Genomic DNA, 18,359 nt, shown 5'->3' with positions numbered 1-18,359 from the left:
TTGCAAGAAGCTGCCGGGGCTTCAGCCAGCCTGGTCAGGGAACAGGGAAGCAAGAGCCTCGGCAGTCGCCTCACAGCGGCCACGCTCAGTAATCAGCCCTGAAACCAGTCGGGCCGGGGTGACATCAAAGGCCGGATTGGCGGCCTTGGTGATTCGGGGGGTGACGCGCACGCGGGCAGCCTGACCCTGCTCATCAATGCCGTGAACATAGGTCACCTCCTCGCCCGAACGCTCCTCGATCGGGATTTCCTTCACACCATCGGTTACCCGCCAGTCGATGGTCGAGGAAGGCAGGGCGACCCAGAAAGGCACGTTATTGTCATGAGCCGCCAGGGCCTTGAGATACGTGCCGATCTTGTTTGCAACATCTCCCTGACGGGTCACGCGATCTGTTCCTACGATCACCAGATCGACCTCGCCATGCTGCATCAGATGCCCACCGGCATTATCCGCGACCAACGTGTGCGGCACACCATGCGCCCCCAGCTCCCAGGCTGTCAGCAATGCGCCCTGATTGCGGGGGCGCGTCTCATCCACCCACACATGAACGGGCAACCCCGCATCATGGGCCATATAGATCGGGGCCAGGGCTGTGCCCCAATCGACCGTGGCAATCCATCCTGCATTGCAATGGGTCAGGATATTGAGACGTTCCTGACCGGGGCGGCGCTTCTCCCAGAGCGTACGAAACAGCTCGAGCCCATGACGACCGATGGCTTCATTGACCTGCACATCCTCATCGCAGATCGCATCCGCCTCTTCATAGGCTGCCTTCACGCGGGCATCAGGCGCCAGAGGCTGAAGATGCGCCACCATGCGTTCGATGGCCCAGCGCAGATTGATGGCCGTCGGGCGCGTCTCGACCAGACGCGCTGCTGCGTCCTTCAGGCCGGCATCGGATGCGTCTTTCTGCAGGGCAAAGGCCAGACCATAAGCGGCAACTGCGCCAATCAAGGGAGCGCCGCGCACCTGCATGGTACGAATGGCATGAGCCACCTGATCCTCTTCGCGCAGGGCGAGAACATCGAGCGTCCAGGGGAGCTTGGTCTGGTCGAAGATATGCACGAGAGCCGGGTCTTGGGCGTCGCGCCAGACACTGCGATAGGGCGTACCGTTGATTTTCATGTGGGTATCCGTCTTGTGAGCCACGCAATGCGGGGGAACTGCTTCCTGACAAGGGAGCCGGTGTCATGATCAGAGGGCTAGCATGTGGCAAATAAGGGGAAAGGACTCAAGTTCCTGCACCCTTATTTCCTGTAACGCAGCGAGCGTTTTCATGAATCTGCCACGATACTGACAAGCTGTGGAACGACGCTGATGATCGGGAACAAGGTTTTACGACCGGGCCGATCCGGTCTATATTGGGGCATAGGCAAAAGGACCGGAATATGAGCGAACCGCAATGGCTGACCTGGGCACGGGACGTACAGGCGATCGCCCAGAACGGACTCACCTTCTGCCAGAATCCCTATGATCGCGAGCGGTACGAGCAGTTGCGCATGCTCGCATCGTCCATGATCGCCGCGCTGGGCCAGAACACACCCGAGACAGTGCTTGCCCTGTTCACGAATGAAAAAGGCTACGCCACCCCCAAGATCGATGTCCGTGGCGCGGTATTCAACGCGGCAGGCGAGATCCTGATGGTACGCGAAGCCATCGACCAGGATCGCTGGACCCTTCCTGGCGGCTGGGCGGATGTGAATTTCACCACGGCTGAAAACGCGCTCAAGGAAGTCATGGAAGAGAGCGGGTACAGCGCGGAAATCATCAAGCTGGCTGCCCTCTGGGACCGTAACAGACAGGGCCATCCGCCTGACGTCTTTTCCTGTGCCAAGGTGTTCTATCTGTGTCGTCTGACAGGCGGCACCCCCACCATCGACAACCTTGAAACCTCGGGGATCGGCTGGTTCAACCGTGACAACCTGCCGGATGATCTTTCCCTGACACGGCTCCTCCCCCATCAGCTTCGCCGCATGTTCGATCATTACGACCAGCCGGATCTGGCGACGGATTACGACTGACGCCATGAAGGTCATGACCATTCTCCCCCGCCGGGAGGGCTATGCGCCTGACCGTGCAGGGGCCATCGCGCTTCTGGTCTCCCGTCTGGCGTCCCCGGAAGATATCGTGATCGGTACCGAAATCACCGGCTCACCTTTGCCGGGTGGCCAGTTCATCGCCGTGACCGAGCCGGGCGGGTTGCATCGCTGGCGCCGTGACGGCACGCGCTATCGGATTGCCTGCCAGCGTGAGATCAGACGGCATCGACCCGATCTGGTGGAGGTCCATAACCGACCGGCTCTGGCGCGTGCGCTGCGGGGGTGCGGTGTCCCGGTTCACCTTATTTTGCATAACGACCCACAGGACATGCATGGGGCCCGTCGGCCACGCCAGCGTCAGGAGCTCATGCAGCATGTGAGAGTGTTCACGGTCTCTTTCTGGCTGCGACGACGCTTTCTGGAAGACCTCGATGACGGGCCGGTTACGGTCATGCCCAATTGTCTCGATCTGTCTGCCCTGCCCGCCCCCCCCGAGAAACGCGCAAAACTGGTGCTTTTTGCGGGCCGTATGGTGGCGGATAAGGGGGCCGACGCCTTCGTGCGCGCCTGGGCTGCGGTCAGCCAGAAGGCTCCGGGGTGGAAAGCAATCATGATCGGGGCCGATCGCTTTCGCTTCAATTCGCCACGCACAACCTTTGTCGATCGGGTCGAGGCCAGTGCAAGCGCGGCGGGAATCACACTCTGTGGCTATCAGATGCATCATCAGGTGCTCGAAGCCATGGCTGCGGCCTCGATTGTCGTCGTGCCCAGCCGTTGGCCCGAGCCTTTCGGTCTGACCGCTCTCGAGGCCATGGCGAGCGGCGCAGCCGTTATCGCCTCACCACGCGGCGGGCTGCCCGAAGTCGTCGGTACGGCTGCGCTCCTGGCCCTCCCGGATGACGGTGATGCGCTGGAAAAGGCGATGCTCCGCCTGATTGATGATGAAGAACTCAGAGAAGAATGCATCAGACGCGGACATGAACAGGCGCAGAAATTTGATCTTTCTCAGGCACGTCAATTACTGAAGAAAATGCGTGAGAAATCGATAAATCTGAAAAAATCGCGCTGACGGGCGATTCGTCGCGCCGTATATTCGACACATTGGGATCATTGATTATCCTCGTACAGTATTTGACTGAGAGGACACATGTTCAAGACACGTTTTCTGCCCGCACTGGCCCTGACAACTCTTGTTGCAGCGCCTGTCGCTCATGCGCAGACTTCCGGATGCAATAATGCAACGGGAAACGACACCATGATTGGCCGTCTGGCCAACAAGGAAAACTGCATGAATGAGCGCATGCAGAACTGGCAGAACAAGAACCAGGAGGCCGCTCAGGCTCGTCAGAAGAAAATCGAAGATCTGCGCGATAAATATGCCAACGCGCCCCAGCACGAGCGCGAAAAAATCCAGAACAAGATCGACGAGCAGAAAAATCGGCTCAATGACCTGAAGCAGGATCGTACCCAGCGCATCGATCAGTTCAAGGCTGACCAGAAGGCGCAGCGCGACCAGATGAAGGCCCTTTCCAACAAGACGCGTCAGGATTTCCGCAATCTTGGCCGTTTCAACTGAGTACCTGACCATCTGACAGAACCCGGTCGCTTCCGGCACGACCGGTTCTTTTGCCAGCCAGCCTTGACTAAGGCTGGACTGGCTCGGGGTCGAGGGCTTCGGGTATGACCGATAACCGGGTCATACCCTCCGGCACGTAACATCCTGATTAAAAAAGACCCCATACGACCGAATTCCCATGTCTCGCTTCGGCATTCGGCGTTAAGACAATGCCCATGACGGCTTCTCCCCCCCAACAAGGCTTCCGCCCTGTCGCTTCTTCGCGTGGTTCAGTACACGCGCCGGAACAGTGGCAGAACGAGCGAAAACTGGTGGTGCTCACGGGAGCCTCGGGGGGAATTGGTGCCCTGATCGGCCAGACCCTTCTGTCGCAGGGCTACGATCTCATAGCGCTTTGCCGCTCGAAGCCCGACCTTGATTCCGTTCGTACCCTCCATATTGCCTGTGATTTTGCCCGGACCGAAACGCTCGCTTCGGTCAGCGAGAGCATCGAGCACTTCGATCGACCCGTTTTTGCCCTCATCCATTGTGCAGGGCTGATCACACCATCCCCGCTTGCCGAGGCCGAGAGCGCCGCAATCGAAGCCCAGATCGCCCTCAACCTTACTGCACCTGTTCTCCTCACACGCCACCTCCTGCCCCTCATGAGCTGTGGCGCGAGCAGTGAAAAGGCGGGCGGTCATATCGTTTTCGTCAACTCCATGGCGGCGGTCATGCCACTGGCCGGAAGCGCGGCTTATGCTGCAGCCAAGGCAGGCCTGCGAAGCTTCGCGCTCTCCCTCGCCCAGGAACTGCGACCAACAAACCTGTCGGTCAGCACTGTTTTTCCGGGTGCGGTACAGACATCCATGCTGCACCGTGAAATGGCAGAGGGTGGCTCCGTCCTGAACTACGTCAGTACGCCCCTCGACCCTGCCAAAGTCGCGCAGGCCGTCGTCAACCAGCTGGGCAGAAACCGGCAGAATACCTGCCGCGAGCAGTTCATGCCCGCTATTGATGGGGTATTTGGCAAGATGTGCATGGTCGCTCCTGCACTTTTACGCCTGACACTGCCTGTGCTCTACGCAATCGGACGACGTAATTACGCGAAGGTCCGGCATCGCGGCTGAGCAGGGACACCCATACCGGGGTCGGGTCATGCCGAAGAATTGACAAGGCCACGCCGTAGCGGCAGGGACAAGCCATGACGCGCTTTGATCCGCTTCTCAGACAGGCACTCGACACGCTGGAATCCCGTTCCCTGCGACGCACCTTGCGCCCCCTGCATCGCACCCCCGATGCGGTTCTGCGTCAGGGCCGCGAAGTGCTCGATTTCTCGTCAAACGACTATCTTGGTCTCTCGGGTCATCCGCTCCTGCGAGACCGCGCCGCCGACTGGGCCGTGCAGCATGGCACGGGAGCGCGGGCGTCACGGCTGGTCAGTGGCACGCTGGATCTGCATCAACAGGTCGAGGGGCGCCTTGCCCGCTTCAAGGGGGCAGAAGCCGCCCTGCTGTTCGCATCAGGCTGGCAAGCCAATGCTGCTGTTCTGCCCGCTCTGTTCCGCCTGGCCCGTGAACAGACCGGCGTGGCGCCGCTGGTCTTTGCCGACAAGCTCAATCACGCCAGCATGCATCACGGTTGTGCTGCAGCCGGGGTGAAGCAGATCAGATTCCGTCACAACGATCTGGCCCATCTCGAGGCCTTGCTTGAGCGCCACGCCGAACAGCCCGGCCTGCGCTTCATCGTGACGGAGAGCGTCTTTTCCATGGATGGCGATACGGCCGATATCGCCGCGCTAAGCGCTCTCGCCAAACGATACAACGCCTTCTTCTACCTTGATGAAGCCCATGCAACGGGCGTTCTGGGGCCCCAGGGTCGCGGCCTGTCTCATGGTCATGGGGTGGATCTCGTCATGGGCACATTCAGCAAGGCGCTGGGCAGCATGGGAGCCTATATTGCCGGTTCACGCGCCCTGTGCGACTGGATCATCACGGCATGCTCGGGGTTCATCTACAGCACGGCTCCATCCCCGCCGATGCTGGGCGCCATGGATGCGGCTCTGGAACTCATGCCTGATCTGGAGGCGGCCCGCCTGAGACTGCGGCAGAATGCGGCGCTCCTGCGTCAACGGCTCAACGAAGCCGGGATCGATACAGGCGGTTCAACCACGCAGATCATTCCCGTCATGATCGGCGATGAAGAAACGACCCTTGCTCTTGCCGAAACGCTCGAAAAGCAGGGCCTTTTGACCATTGCCATCCGTCCGCCAACGGTCCCTGCCGGGTCGGCGCGCCTGCGTCTGGCCCTCAGTGCCAGCCATGATGAAGCCGCCATCAACAGGCTTGCCGATGCCCTGACTGGAGCCCTGCGGCCAGGCCAGTCATGAAGCTCGTCTTTGTTCATGGATGGAGTTTCGATGCCCGGTTCTGGTCCCCGGTTCACGAGGCACTCGGCCATCCTGACTCGGTCTTTCTCGATCGCGGCTACACAGGTGCGCCCGAAACACTGACCCTGCCCGACGCCCCCTATCTTGCCATCACCCATTCAGCAGGCACGGCAGATCTTCTCGCCCGCGATCTCACCGGGTGTCGCGGCATCGTGGCATTCAACAGTTTCGCCCGTTTCACCCGGTCGGACGATTTTCCCAAAGGTCTTCCTCCCCGTATCCTCTCCCGCATGGCCAGTCGCCTGTCCGATGATCCGGCGGGGGTGGTCACGCAGTTCCGTCAGCAATTCGAGCCCTTCCTGCCCTGCACCACGCTGGCACCCGACAGGTTGCAGGCCGGGCTGGATGCGCTGATCGCGGCCGATGCCAGAGCCGAAGCGCGCCGCTGGGGGGCCAGTCTGACAACAATCAGCGGCACGAATGATCCGCTGGTAACACCTGCCATGACCCAGGCCAGCTTCCCTCTGGCGAAGACCCTGCAACGCGAAGGCGGGCATCTTCTGCCCCTGACCGATCCTGAGGGTTGCGCAGCCATCATCCGGGACCGGCTGGAGCAAGACGCATGAGCGAGGAAGCCAGCCGCCTCGCCCCGATTGCCGCGCGTTTCGACATGGCCGAGCACTATGATCAGGCTGCGCGTGTTCAGGCCCTCACGGCCATCGCGCTTGCACAGCGTATTGCCTCGCATGTCACGCCGGACAACCCGCCCCGCCGGATTCTGGAGCTGGGCTGCGGCACAGGGGCTCTCACCCGCCTCCTGCGCGGGCTTTTCCCGGCGGCAGAGATCACCGCCATCGACCTTTCACCCGGCATGATCGCCCGCGCTGCACGCGCCGTGCCCGATATCTGTTATCACGTGATGGATGCCGAGCACCCGACCCTGCCCGGGCCGTTCGATCTCATCTGTTCCAGCTTCTGCATGCAGTGGTTCAGCAATCGGGAAGCCGCCTTTCGTCGATTGGCCCATCTTCTTGCACCGGGTGGGCGACTTGAGGTGACAACGCTGGCTGAAGGCAGCTTTGCCCAATGGCGCGAGGCCTGCGCCGCGCAATCCCTGCCCTGCGGCTTCCCGGATTATCCCACGGCCAGAACGCTTCTGGCTGAACTCCCCCCGTCGCTTCAGGGCGAATGGTCGCTTGAGACGCAGCGTGATCCTGTAGGTTCCGCACGCGCGTTTCTGCTCGATCTCAGAAAAATCGGGGCGACAACGCCGAAGGAGGCCAGCCGCAAGCTGACAGCCCCCGAACTTCGGCGCGTGATGCAGCATTTCGACAGGATGACCAACGAGATGGACTACCAGATCGCCTTCGGCAGCGCCGTAAAGACACGAGGCGTTTTCGTCACGGGCACGGATACCGGGATCGGCAAGACCCTTGTTTCAGCCATTCTCACCCGTGCGCTCGATGCCACCTACTGGAAGCCCTTCCAGACCGGGCTGAGCGACGAAGCAGGCGACACGCATAGCGTCAGTGCGCTTGCCGCCCTCCCCGCTTCACGTGTGCTGGCCCCCGCGCATGCCTTTCTCGCCCCGCTCTCACCGCAGGACGCGGCGGCGGCAGAGGGCCGAACAGTCAACCTGGAGGGCCTGACCCTTCCGGATTGCACAAGGCCTCTGGTGGTCGAGGGTGCTGGCGGGCTGATGGTACCGCTTAATACCGAGACCCTGCTGATCGACTGGGCGGCCACACTGGGCCTACCGGTCATTCTTGTCACACGCTCCACACTGGGCACGATCAATCACACGCTGCTCAGCCTCGAAGCCCTGAAGCAGCGCAGTATCGCCATTGCCGGCGTGGTGATGAGCGGCCCCCCGAACGCTGCCAATCGGGCGGCCATAGAGCATTTCGGGCAGGTGCCTGTGCTGGCCGAAATTCCTCTGCTGGACGCCATCACGCCGCAAAGCGTGGCCCAGGAGGCAGAGCGCCTGCGCGAAACCCTGAGACTACAGGGTTTCTGACGCAGTCAGCGCCGCTTTCAGCCGGGGAAATACAGGGGCAGATTCTCGTATTGCCATCCACAGACCCGCCCGCGCTGACCGTTAGCATCCGGCTGGCCTTCATATCCCTCGACCACATTCACCGCCTCGACATAGCCGAGATGCGCCGCGAGTTCCGCCGTCTGCTGTGAGCGCACGCCCGAGCGGCACAGGAACAACACGGGCGTCTCCAGCGACGGCACAAGTTCACGCAGAGAGCGTGCGAAACCATTGGCATCGTAAGGGTCCCAGCTCAGGGTTCTGACATCCTTGTCGAGGGTTGAGAGGTCGGGCAATCCAACCAGCTGCCATTCGCCGGGGGTGCGCACATCGATCAGGACGGCATCCTTGTCTGCCGTCAGGCGTTCCCAGGCAGCTTGTGCCGAAATACAGTCGACCATCGTTTTTCCTCATTTATTTTACATGTCGCGACGTTAAACTCTCAAACCGCAGACGTATAGGATGGAATGTAGATGACCACGCAGAACGTGACCCCCTCCCACGCCACCAGTGTCATTCCGGGCTGGCAGCACCCTTCAGAGGGTATGATCGGCGCCATTGGCGGCACGCCGCTGATCCGTCTGAAGCTGGCGTCGGAAGCGACCGGCTGCGAAATCTACGGCAAGGCCGAGTTCATGAATCCCGGAGGGTCGGTCAAGGATCGTGCGGCTCAGGCTATCATTCTCGATGCGGAGAAGCGGGGCGCCCTCAAGCCGGGCGGTGTGATCGTTGAAGGCACGGCAGGCAATACCGGTATCGGCCTTACCCTCGTCGCCAAGGCCCGTGGCTATCGCACCATCATTGTCATGCCGGAAACGCAGAGCCGCGAGAAAATCGATTTCCTGCGCATGATCGGGGCCGATCTGCGCCTCGTGCCTGCCAAGCCCTTTCGTGACCCCGGCAATTACGTGCATGTCTCCCGCCGTATTGCCGAGGAAACCGACAATGCCGTCTGGGCCAACCAGTTCGACAACACTGCCAACCGCGAAGGCCACCGGACGACCACGGCGCTCGAGATCTGGCAGCAGCTCGATGGTCGTGTCGATGCCTTCACCTGCGCCTGCGGCACGGGTGGTACGCTGGCAGGTGTTGCGCTGGGCCTTGGTGAACTGGCCGAGGCGGCGGGTCGCAAGCGCCCCGAGATCGTTCTGGCCGACCCGGAAGGCTCAGGGCTGTACGGCTGGGTCAAATCGAACGATCTGAGTGTTTCGGGCGGCTCGATTACCGAAGGGATCGGGCAATCCCGCGTGACGGGCAATCTGGAGGGCATCACGATTGACGATGCCGAACGTATTCCCGATGCCGAAGCGCTCGAGCAGATCTTCTCGCTTCAGGATCGCGAGGGAATCTCGCTGGGCGGCTCGGCGGGAATCAACGTGGCGGCAGCGATTCGCGTGGCAAAACGCCTTGGTCCGGGCCATCGTATTGTAACAATCCTCTGCGATGGTGGAGCACGCTACCAGTCCAAGATCTTCAATCCTGAATTCCTGCGGGCCAAAAACCTGCCGACCCCACCCTGGCTCGATTGAGACAGGTTTTCGCAAGTTGTGACGGAATGAAACAGCCCCTTGAAGGGGACATTCGATTCGGACCAATGTTACATTCATGGAAACGACCCCGCACCTTCTCATCGTTGATGATGACCGCGAGATACGCGAGCTGCTCTGCCGCTTTCTCGAGCGCAACCATTTTCGCGTGACCGCCGCACGCGACGGGCGTGAAGCCCGTCGTGCCTGGGCGGCGGGCCATTATCAGCTTGTGGTGCTCGACCTTATGCTTCCTGGCGAAAGCGGGCTCGACATTGCCCGCTGGCTGCGCAGCCAGGACAATGTCCCGATCATCATGCTGACCGCCATGAGCGATGAGACAGACCGTATCATCGGCCTCGAATTCGGCGCTGATGACTATGTGGCCAAGCCGTTCAACCCGCGTGAACTGCTGGCTCGTATCCGTGCCGTGCTCCGTCGCACCGCCGACAGTTCCGACAAGAAGCTTTCAGCCGATTCACGCATGATCCGTTTTTCGGGCTGGACACTCGAGCCTGCGCGCCGTCGTCTGCTCAATCCGGATGGTGCCGAAGTGCCGCTGACGGGTGGCGAATACGACATGCTTCTGGCGTTTCTCGAACGCGCCAACCGTGTCTTGACACGTGACATGCTGCTGGAAATGCTGCGTGGCCGACAGGCCGGGCCGTTCGATCGCGCCATTGACGTTGCGGTGAGCCGTCTGCGCCGCAAGCTGGAGGATGACGGGCGCAACGCCCAGATGATCAAGACGGTACGCGGGGGCGGCTATGTTCTGGCCGCCGATGTCGAACGCCTCTGACACCGTGATCCATCTTCTGCCGCGCTCGCTGCGAGCGCGCACCAATCTGCTTCTGATTGCGGGGCTTTGCGTGGTTCAGGCGGCCGGCCTGACCATCCATGCCCTCGATCACCTCAATATTGCCGACCGGGCGGAGATGCATGACAACGAGCATCATGCCTTTTCGATCTATCATACGCTGGTCGAACTTCCGCCCGCTGACCGACAAGCCGGGCTCGATGCGATAGAAGTCCCCTCGAATTTCAAGATCGTTCTCGACACCAGACCGGACACTCATTTCCCCAATTCGTTCATACCCCTGCCATTCGCCATGAACCCCATGATGCGCGGCAATCCGCCTTCCGAGCGGCAGGAGGAAGGGGGATTTCCCCCACCGGGCGACATGGGCGGTGAAGGACACAACCCCTTCCCCTTCGAGGGGATGCCCCCCCCTCCGGCAGGTTTCGACCCTGGCGGTTCCGAGGAGCGGAGACCACCGCCCTTCATGCCCCCGGCCCTTTCGGGCATCGGCATGCTGCCTGCGCGTCTGCGCCCGCAACGCATGGTGATGGGCCATAAACCCGGCACGCGCCATTATGCAATGTCGCTGCAGATGCCCGATGACCATCGCTGGCTGGTTATGAACTACACGGTGCGGCCGCCCAATCCGTTTGGCTCACCCACCTTCATGATCTCGTTTGCCCTGATGACGATCTGTGGAGGCGGCCTGATTCTCTGGGGTTCGCTCCGGCTCATCGCCCCTGTCGCAACGCTTGCCAATGCTGCCACGGCACTCGGTCGTGATGTTCATACGCAGCCATTACCTGAATCCGGGCCAACCGAGATCCGTCAGGCTGCAATGGCCTTCAACACGATGGCAGCGCGTATCCGGCGTTTCGTCACGGATCGTACCCTGATGCTCACCGCCATCGGCCATGACCTGCGCACACCCATCACGCGCCTGAAGCTGCGTGCTGAATTCATCGACGATGACGAGTTGCGTGAGAAGTTCCTGGCCGATCTGGACGAGATGGAAAGCATGGTTGCTGCGACCCTCGCCTTTGGGCGTGACAGCTCGACCCAGGAGCCCATGACTGCTCTGGATCTGGGCGCACTTTTGCAGACCATCGCGGATGAAGCGGCCGAGGCCCGCCCCGACCTTGCCGATCAGGTAAGCTACCACGAGCCCGATCATGCGATCCGCATCAAGGCACGTTCGCTGGCGCTCAAACGCGCCCTGACCAACCTCGTCATGAATGCCCTCAAATACGGTGGTTCCGCCGCAATCAGCGTGACCTGCGCCCGTGGGCCGGGTCAGGAAAAGAACGTCTGCATCCGCATCGACGATAACGGCCCCGGCCTGCCGCAGGAAGATCTCGAGCGTATGTTCGAACCCTTTGTGCGTGCCGAAACCAGCCGCAACCGAGAAACCGGCGGCACCGGCCTTGGTCTGGCCATCGCCCGCTCTACCGTGCGCGGTCAGGGCGGGGATGTCACCCTTGTCAACCGCCCCGAAGGGGGGCTGCGCGCAAGCGTCATCCTGCCTTTGTAAGCAATCCGGGTTCTGCCCGAACCCGGCGGCCTTTCCTTGCCCTTCAGCTTGATGACCGGCAAACTCGGTCCGGAAGTGCGCTACGGACACCGCAGGGCGCGGCACGCGGACCCTGCATCAACCTGATTGCCATGCGCTTCCTGCCCTTTCTGTAGCAGGAGTCGGTAACCGCTCTGTCTGGCTCGCCTTGTCATTTAATCGAGTCCAGAGGCGCGCCTCTGGCGGGGTGCGGGGCAGCGCCCCGCATCATCTATCGCCTAGCGTTTGACAGTTCGCACCGCCAGGGTCCCCGCTCCCTGGATAAGTCCCACAAGGAGGATCAGCACAGCCACCACGGCAAACATGATGGTAGTGTTGAAGCGCTGATAGCCGTAGCGAATGGCCAGATCACCCAGACCGCCCGCTCCGATCGCCCCTGCCATGGCCGAGGCGCCAACAAGGGTGATGGCGGTGACGGTTAAACCTGAGAGTAACCCGGGCAGGGCTTCGGGAATCAGCACATAGCGGATGACCATCCAGCGCGTTCCACCCATGACACGCACAGCCTCGATCAGCCCGGGCTCTATTTCCTGGAGGGAAATCTCGGCAATGCGGGCGAAGTAGGGAATGGCTGCAATCGAAAGCGGCACAATGGCCGCCAGCGTACCCAGAGACGTACCGGCAATCAGCCGCGTGACCGGAATGAGCAGGACCAGCAGAATAATGAACGGGATGGCTCGAATGGCGTCGATCAGCCAGCCTATGGGGTAGCCAAGCCACGGCACATCATACAGGTCCTTGCGGCGGGTCGCGATCATCAGCACGGCAAGAGGCAGACCAAACACAAGGGCCACCAGTGTCGAGGCTGCGACCATTTCCACCGTCTGGAGGGTGGAATCGATGATGAGCTTACCGATCAGCCGGTACATAGCCGAGTATCTCCGTCACATGGGCCTGCTGGTCGAGATAGAGGCTGAGCGATGGGCTCAGCGGCGCGGAAAGGGCCAGGATCATGTCGGTCAGGGGTTCTCCCCCGCAATCAAGCGCCCCGCCCTGTACAAGCGTAATATCCTGATCGAAACGACGCGTGATCTCCGACAGAAAAGCCGTGCAGGCAGCCTGTGCGCCAAGCACGACACGCAGCAGGGTTCTGTCTCCGGGGCGCGGATCGGACGAAAGCTTCTCACGGACATAGGCTGGGAGGGTCGGCCGGATATCGGCCAGAAGCCGTTCCAGACGCTCATCGCCGCGACTGTCACGCAGCAAGGTGGCCATCGTGCCATTTTCGATCAGTGCGCCATGATCGAGCACCAGCACGCGATGGGCAAAACGTCGCACAACATCCATCTCATGCGTGATCAGGATGATCGTCAGGCCCAGATCACGGTTGATCTGCGCCAGCAATTCGAGAATAGAGGACGTCGTGTGCGGATCGAGGGCAGATGTCGCCTCGTCGCACAGAAGCAACGAGGGTGAATTGGCAATGGCACGCGCAATGCCCACACGCTGCTTCTGACCGCCTGACAATTCGGAGGGGCGCTTGTGCCCGTGCCCTTCAAGCCCGACCAGGGTCAGGAGTTCCGCCACGCGTGGGGCAATCCGAGCACGGGGCCAGCCGGCAATTTCGAGCGGCAGGGCAATATTGCCAGCCGCATCGCGTGAGTTGAGCAGGTTGAAATGCTGGAACACGAGCCCGACCTTGCGGCGCACCGCCACGAGGTCGCGTTCAGGCAGGGCAGCGAGATCGGCTCCATCGAGCAGGATTCGCCCTTCCGAAGGGCGCTCAAGCGCACAGAGGCAGCGCAGCAGCGTGGATTTTCCCGCGCCGGAACTGCCGATCACACCGATGATCTCGCCTTTATCAACCTGAAAACTGATATCGCTCAGAGCAGTCTGCGCCCCGAAACGGCACGACAGACCTGAAACATCAAGCAGCGTCATGAAAACGCAGGGATGACAGTATTGGCATAAACATCAATGAGCGCCTGACGGATATTGGGCTGCTGATAGGCACTGACCAGCGGCTTTACCCAGGGCGCCTGCACATCATCGGTGTTGACGGCAATCACACAGATATAGGGATTGTCCTTTACGCCCTCGCGCGCCAGCCGCTCATGCACCACATCGACCCCGGCCTTGTGCGCCCAGTCGGTGTTGATCACCGCTGCATCCAGATCCGGCAGGGCACGCCCCACCACCCCGGCATCCAGCTCGCGTATGGTGAATTCATGCGGATTTTCGGTGATGTCCAGCGGCGTCGGCAGCAGGCCCGCAGATGGCGACAGCTTGATGAAGCCCAGTGTCTGAAGCAGCAGCAGCGCACGCCCTTCATTGCTCGGGTCATTAGGCACACCGATCACGGCACCCTTGGGGAGGGCCGCGAGCGTTTTCCATTTGCGCGAATAGAGGCCGATCGGTGCGACATACGTATCCCCGACAGGGGTAATACGGTAGCCATGCGCGTCGCACTGCGCCTTGAGAAACGGCTTGTGCTGGAAGGAATTGGCATCCAAGTCGTGCGACGCCAGCGCCTCGTCCGGTGTCGAGTAATCAGAGAATGTGACGATCTTGAGCGCCAGCCCCTGCTTCTGCGCGTTCTGGCTGACCAGACGCCAAATATCCTCATCCTCGCCCGCCATGATTCCCACACGGATGGGCTTACCCTCGGCACGAGCGCCGCGCAGGCCTAGAGCCATGGACGCACCAAAAAGCGAGGACAACACCGTACGACGCGGGAGCGAGGCGAAGGACATGAGAAAGATATCCGGTTCCTGGCGCGAGCCGATAAATTGAACGATTTTTCTTCGTTAATAATATCAGTCTCGACGCATTCAACGATTGATCTGTGTCTTATACAGAACGCTCGATAAAGCAATGTTCCATCGTGTTCGAATGGCTCACCCCTCCGTTCCAGTCCCTGATACTATCCCGCTGATCCTCTCCGAGAATCATGGCTCGGCCATTCGGGGTCATATGTTGGGGGTACAGAAGAGGCTCCCATCCCGTCGCTCGACCACAGGCAGGTTCTGCATCACCGCATGTTTCACCGCAGAATAGTCCCTTGCATAAGGCCGACCTGAAGGATTTCTGCAAGAAGAGACGCAGCGAAATACGCATTCCATCCAAGGTCACGCCATGCTGACGTTCTTTTACTATGTTGCCGCCGCCTTTGCAGAGATTGCAGGCTGCTTTGCTTTCTGGTCCTGCCTGCGGCTGGGGCGATCAATGCTCTGGCTTGTACCCGGCATGGTGAGCCTCATGTTTTTTGCCGCTCTGCTGACACGTATCGACAGCGACAGCGCGGGACGCGCCTTTGCAAGTTATGGCGGCATCTACATTGTGGCGTCTCTGCTCTGGATGTGGCTGATCGAAAGCCGACTGCCCGATCGGTGGGATCTGCTTGGCGCCACCATATGCCTTCTGGGTGCCGGGGTTATTTTATGGGCGCCGCGCTCGACATGACGGGGTTCTTGAGCCATTGACCTGAGGTCTGCCCCACCCGGAGTCGCCTCTTGTTTCACGCCCTCTACCAACGCACCCTGGCACTGGCGGCCTCGCGTCATGCCAGCTGGTGGCTGTTTGCCGTCGCTTTTGCCGAGGCCTCTTTCTTCCCGATTCCTGTCGACCTGATGCTGATCCCGATGATTCTGGCGGCCCGTGAGCGCGCTTTCAGACTTGCGGCCATCTGCACGGTCGGCTCCGTCACCGGGGCGATGCTTGGCTGGGTGATTGGCGCCATGCTGCTTCAGCACGTCGCGCTACCCATCGTTCATTTCTATCATGCCGAGCATACACTGGCCGTCATGCAGGAGAAGTTCCGCCAGTATGGTGTGGCCATCATTCTGCTCAAGGGGCTGACACCCATCCCCTTCAAGATCGTCACGATCGCGGCAGGTGCAGCGCATTTCGCGATCCTGCCATTTATCGCAGCCAGTCTGGTCACACGCGGGGCGCGCTTCTTTCTGGTTGCGACCCTGCTCTGGTTCTACGGTGCACCTATCCGCGATTTCATCGAGCGCCGCCTGACCCTCGTTCTCGCAGGCTTTCTCTTTCTCATCATCGCTGGCATTCTGGCTGTCACCCTTTTGTAGACCGAATGAGGATTGCCGCCATGCCCAACCAGATTGCCGTCGTCACGGGCGCCGGAGCCGGTATCGGGCGGGCCACCGTGCGTATGCTGGCGTCCTATGGCTTCGACATTGCCCTGATTGGACGAAACGAGCAGCGGCTTCAGGATGCCGCTCAGGAACTCGAGGCAAGCGCGGTGCGCACCCTCACCCTGCAGGTGGATGTGTCAGACGCCGCAGCGCTCGCCCAGGCAGCCGAGCAGGTCGAGCGCAATCTGGGTCCGATCACGGCCTGGATCAACGCAGCGGGCGTTACCGCCATCGGCCCGGTTCTGTCGCTCGATGAGGCCACATTGCGCCGCGTGACCGATGTGACCTATCTCGGCTCGGTTTTTGGCACGCAGGCAGCGCTGGCCTGCATGCGCCGCCGTGGCAGCGGCACGATCGTCAATCTGGGTCTGGCTCATCCGTTGCGCGGCCTGCCCTTGCAATCTGCCGTCAATGGCGCTCATGCGGCAATCAGTGCCTTTTGCGACAGTGTCCGCCCGGAAATCCACGCACTTTCCGATCGCATCGACCTGACGGTCGTGCATCTGCCCTCCATCAACACGACAAGACTGGGCTGGAGTCGTAACCTCTCGGGTCATACCCTCAAGCCAGTCGGGCGCATCTACGAGCCCGAGATTGCAGCCCACGCGATCTGTCAGGCTGTCCTGGGCCATCATCGTGACATCTGGGTTGGGGCATCATCCATTCTGCCAAGCCTGATCAATGGGCTTGCCCCTTCGCTGCGCGACCGCTTTCTGGCGCGCAAGGGTTTCAAGGCACAATTTGGCGCCGGCGCACCGGAAGACGCACCGGACTCCCTTGTGGAAAGCGTCGAGGGCGCTTACGCAGCGCACGGCCCCTATGAGGGAATTCCGCTCCGCGAACAGGGTCGCAAGCCGCTGCTGCTGACAATTCCGCGGCGTATCGGTCTGGGTGCGTCCCTGCTGGGTCTGGCCGGGATCGTGGCCTTGTGGCGCGCTGCACGGGGCAAGAACTGACGCCACGCCCCGTCTCCTGAAAGCCTTGCCTCCCTGATTGTCAGCAAACTGACAATCAGGGTTGTCATGCCTAGCTCGGTCGGCGGCTGGTGTTCGTCGACATGATCGCACGATGATGCTTGAGGCCATTGACCAGCTTCTCGGCATCTTCCGGCCCGAACACCAACCCGACCGGCCCGAATGCCGGGTGCTGGAAGGCCAGCGTCGAGCCCTCGGTCAGGGCATCGATCTGGAGCGCCCAGTTCGTGCTGTAAACCGGCAGGAATGGCGCATTGCCGATGGGGGGCTGAGCCTGCCCGGCCGTCATGGCAAAACGTACCCGTCCGAGGCTGGCAATCAGCTGGCTCAGCTGGTCGAGGGTCAGGTCGATTTCCCCTTCCAGGCCGCTCCCTTCAAGAAAGCGCAGCGTCGCCCCTGTGCCATCATCTTTCTGCACAACCTGCATTCTCGCACCCATGTCGTGATCGTCCTCTTTCCGGGTTTTCAGATCAGTTTAGTGGCGTATGGATCCATCCAGCCTCGGCCCACCAACCGTGATGACGCAGGCTGGCAACGGCACGCATCGCCTCAGGCATATCTTCATATAGCCCGAAACAGGTCGCGCCCGAACCGCTCATGCGTGAAAAGAGGCAGGATTCGGTGTCGGCAAGGGCTGCCAGCACATCACCGATAACCGGGTAAAGCGTGATCGCAGGGGGTTGAAGGTCATTCGATGTCGCTGCCAGCGCCGCGCACATGGCATGAACATTCTCCCAGCATACGGGCAGACTGGCTGGCGGTCGAAACCCCGCGCCTGATTCCTTCCATGCCTTGAATACGGCGGGCGTCGGCACGGCAATACCGGGATTGACCAGCAACATGGCACAACGCGGCAAGACCGGCGCAGCCACCAGCGTCTCGCCGATACCCTGCATGCGCTGTGTCTTCTGAGCCAGACAGACAGGCACATCAGCCCCCAACCCTGCCGCAACCGTGGCAAGATCAGCCGATTCACACGACCATGCCTGAGAGAGAAGGCGAAGTGCAGCAGCAGCGTCGGCCGAGCCACCGCCGATGCCCGAAGCGACAGGGAGGTTCTTGGTCAGGCGCATATGCCAGTCAGGGGTCGTGGATGGCACCGCGGCAGCTTCGCGCAAGGCCGCGGCGGCACGGAGCACCAAATTATCGGGACCAGCATCCAGCCCGGCCCCGAAGGGCCCATCGATAACGAGACGGCCTTTTTCGCCGGGTGAAGCCGGTGCCTCCAGAACCAGACGGTCGGCCGTGTCTGCGAAAACGGCCAGCGAATCCAGCTCATGGTAACCGTTTTCACGTCGACCCGTGACATGGAGAAACAGGTTGATCTTGGCGCGGGCGCTGGAGTGATCGGGGGTCATGCCGTCTGGGCTCATGG

The 18,359-nt window shown here is 61.1% G+C and carries 20 protein-coding genes; 13 read left to right on the top strand and 7 right to left on the bottom strand.

The annotated features are described in order from the left end of the window. Positions 1–21: 21 nt before the first annotated feature. Entirely contained in the window at positions 22–1,125 is a 1,104-nt protein-coding gene (gene mtnA, locus P5689_RS08930; protein WP_285532885.1) for an S-methyl-5-thioribose-1-phosphate isomerase, read from the bottom strand. 263 nt (positions 1,126–1,388) lie between these two features. Here mtnA and P5689_RS08925 point away from each other — a divergent pair, with 263 nt between their 5' ends. The 7 genes from P5689_RS08925 (at position 1,389) to bioD (ending at position 8,000) form a co-directional block, all read left to right on the top strand. Then, complete coding sequence (locus tag P5689_RS08925; protein ID WP_285532884.1) at positions 1,389–2,021, top strand: NUDIX hydrolase; 633 nt, start codon at positions 1,389–1,391, stop codon at positions 2,019–2,021. A 13-nt stretch (positions 2,022–2,034) separates the two neighbouring features. Further along, the gene (locus P5689_RS08920; RefSeq protein ID WP_336717749.1) at positions 2,035–3,108 is read left to right on the top strand and encodes a glycosyltransferase family 4 protein; all 1,074 of its coding nucleotides are present in this window, start codon (positions 2,035–2,037) and stop codon (positions 3,106–3,108) included. Positions 3,109–3,186: 78 nt separating this feature from the next. Beyond that, positions 3,187–3,615 carry a hypothetical protein gene (locus P5689_RS08915; RefSeq protein ID WP_285532883.1) on the top strand — a complete coding sequence of 143 codons (429 nt, stop codon included), beginning with the start codon at positions 3,187–3,189 and terminating at the stop codon, positions 3,613–3,615. Between the two features lie 215 nt (positions 3,616–3,830). Then, positions 3,831–4,724, top strand: a complete 894-nt coding sequence (locus tag P5689_RS08910; RefSeq protein ID WP_285532882.1) for an SDR family oxidoreductase — start codon at positions 3,831–3,833, stop codon at positions 4,722–4,724. Between the two features lie 74 nt (positions 4,725–4,798). Continuing rightward, entirely contained in the window at positions 4,799–5,983 is a 1,185-nt protein-coding gene (locus P5689_RS08905) for an 8-amino-7-oxononanoate synthase (RefSeq protein WP_285532881.1), read from the top strand. Then, the gene (locus tag P5689_RS08900; protein ID WP_285532880.1) at positions 5,980–6,609 is read left to right on the top strand and encodes a biotin synthase; all 630 of its coding nucleotides are present in this window, start codon (positions 5,980–5,982) and stop codon (positions 6,607–6,609) included. The genes P5689_RS08905 and P5689_RS08900 overlap by 4 nt, the downstream gene beginning before the upstream one ends. Further along, on the top strand, positions 6,606–8,000 hold the full coding sequence (bioD, locus tag P5689_RS08895; RefSeq protein ID WP_285532879.1) for a dethiobiotin synthase: 1,395 nt from the start codon (positions 6,606–6,608) through the stop codon (positions 7,998–8,000). The genes P5689_RS08900 and bioD overlap by 4 nt, the downstream gene beginning before the upstream one ends. 17 nt (positions 8,001–8,017) lie before the next feature. Here bioD and P5689_RS08890 read toward each other — a convergent pair whose 3' ends face one another. Then, a complete protein-coding gene (locus tag P5689_RS08890; protein WP_285532878.1) occupies positions 8,018–8,419 on the bottom strand; it encodes a rhodanese-like domain-containing protein in 402 nt (133 codons plus the stop codon). 144 nt (positions 8,420–8,563) lie between these two features. Here P5689_RS08890 and P5689_RS08885 point away from each other — a divergent pair, with 144 nt between their 5' ends. From P5689_RS08885 to P5689_RS08875, 3 genes are all read left to right on the top strand, one after another. Beyond that, a complete protein-coding gene (locus P5689_RS08885; RefSeq protein ID WP_285533869.1) occupies positions 8,564–9,547 on the top strand; it encodes a cysteine synthase A in 984 nt (327 codons plus the stop codon). 76 nt (positions 9,548–9,623) lie between these two features. Beyond that, a complete protein-coding gene (locus P5689_RS08880) occupies positions 9,624–10,343 on the top strand; it encodes a response regulator (protein WP_023978778.1) in 720 nt (239 codons plus the stop codon). Further along, positions 10,327–11,874: an ATP-binding protein gene (locus P5689_RS08875; RefSeq protein ID WP_285532877.1), complete on the top strand. Its 1,548-nt coding sequence runs from the start codon at positions 10,327–10,329 to the stop codon at positions 11,872–11,874. The genes P5689_RS08880 and P5689_RS08875 overlap by 17 nt, the downstream gene beginning before the upstream one ends. A gap of 257 nt (positions 11,875–12,131) precedes the next feature. Here P5689_RS08875 and P5689_RS08870 read toward each other — a convergent pair whose 3' ends face one another. From P5689_RS08870 to P5689_RS08860, 3 genes are read right to left on the bottom strand one after another with little or no spacing between them, the layout of a single operon-like run. After that, a complete protein-coding gene (locus tag P5689_RS08870; RefSeq protein WP_023978780.1) occupies positions 12,132–12,782 on the bottom strand; it encodes a methionine ABC transporter permease in 651 nt (216 codons plus the stop codon). Further along, positions 12,763–13,794 (bottom strand): ATP-binding cassette domain-containing protein, encoded by a 1,032-nt coding sequence (locus tag P5689_RS15555; RefSeq protein WP_336717756.1) that lies wholly within the window; start codon positions 13,792–13,794, stop codon positions 12,763–12,765. Before P5689_RS15555 ends, P5689_RS08870 begins: the two co-directional genes overlap by 20 nt. After that, the gene (locus P5689_RS08860; RefSeq protein WP_285532876.1) at positions 13,791–14,606 is read right to left on the bottom strand and encodes a MetQ/NlpA family ABC transporter substrate-binding protein; all 816 of its coding nucleotides are present in this window, start codon (positions 14,604–14,606) and stop codon (positions 13,791–13,793) included. The genes P5689_RS15555 and P5689_RS08860 overlap by 4 nt, the downstream gene beginning before the upstream one ends. Before the next feature lie 382 nt (positions 14,607–14,988). Here P5689_RS08860 and P5689_RS08855 point away from each other — a divergent pair, with 382 nt between their 5' ends. From P5689_RS08855 to P5689_RS08845, 3 genes are read left to right on the top strand one after another with little or no spacing between them, the layout of a single operon-like run. Continuing rightward, the gene (locus P5689_RS08855; RefSeq protein WP_285532875.1) at positions 14,989–15,315 is read left to right on the top strand and encodes a YnfA family protein; all 327 of its coding nucleotides are present in this window, start codon (positions 14,989–14,991) and stop codon (positions 15,313–15,315) included. A gap of 50 nt (positions 15,316–15,365) precedes the next feature. Beyond that, a complete protein-coding gene (locus tag P5689_RS08850; RefSeq protein ID WP_062163774.1) occupies positions 15,366–15,944 on the top strand; it encodes a YqaA family protein in 579 nt (192 codons plus the stop codon). 20 nt (positions 15,945–15,964) lie between these two features. Further along, positions 15,965–16,966, top strand: coding sequence for an SDR family oxidoreductase (locus tag P5689_RS08845; protein WP_285532874.1), 1,002 nt, complete (start codon positions 15,965–15,967; stop codon positions 16,964–16,966). Between the two features lie 70 nt (positions 16,967–17,036). On the opposite strand, the gene P5689_RS08840 is transcribed toward P5689_RS08845, so the two are convergent. Then, positions 17,037–17,423, bottom strand: coding sequence for a hypothetical protein (locus tag P5689_RS08840; RefSeq protein ID WP_031240841.1), 387 nt, complete (start codon positions 17,421–17,423; stop codon positions 17,037–17,039). 31 nt (positions 17,424–17,454) lie between these two features. Next, on the bottom strand, positions 17,455–18,357 hold the full coding sequence (locus P5689_RS08835; RefSeq protein WP_285532873.1) for a 4-(cytidine 5'-diphospho)-2-C-methyl-D-erythritol kinase: 903 nt from the start codon (positions 18,355–18,357) through the stop codon (positions 17,455–17,457). Between the last annotated feature and the right edge of the window lie 2 nt (positions 18,358–18,359).

The organism is Asaia sp. HumB, from assembly GCF_030263835.1.
Lineage (GTDB): Bacteria > Pseudomonadota > Alphaproteobacteria > Acetobacterales > Acetobacteraceae > Asaia > Asaia bogorensis.
Note: the sequence above shows the minus strand (reverse complement) of the source record. Positions and strands in the feature narration are given on the sequence as shown.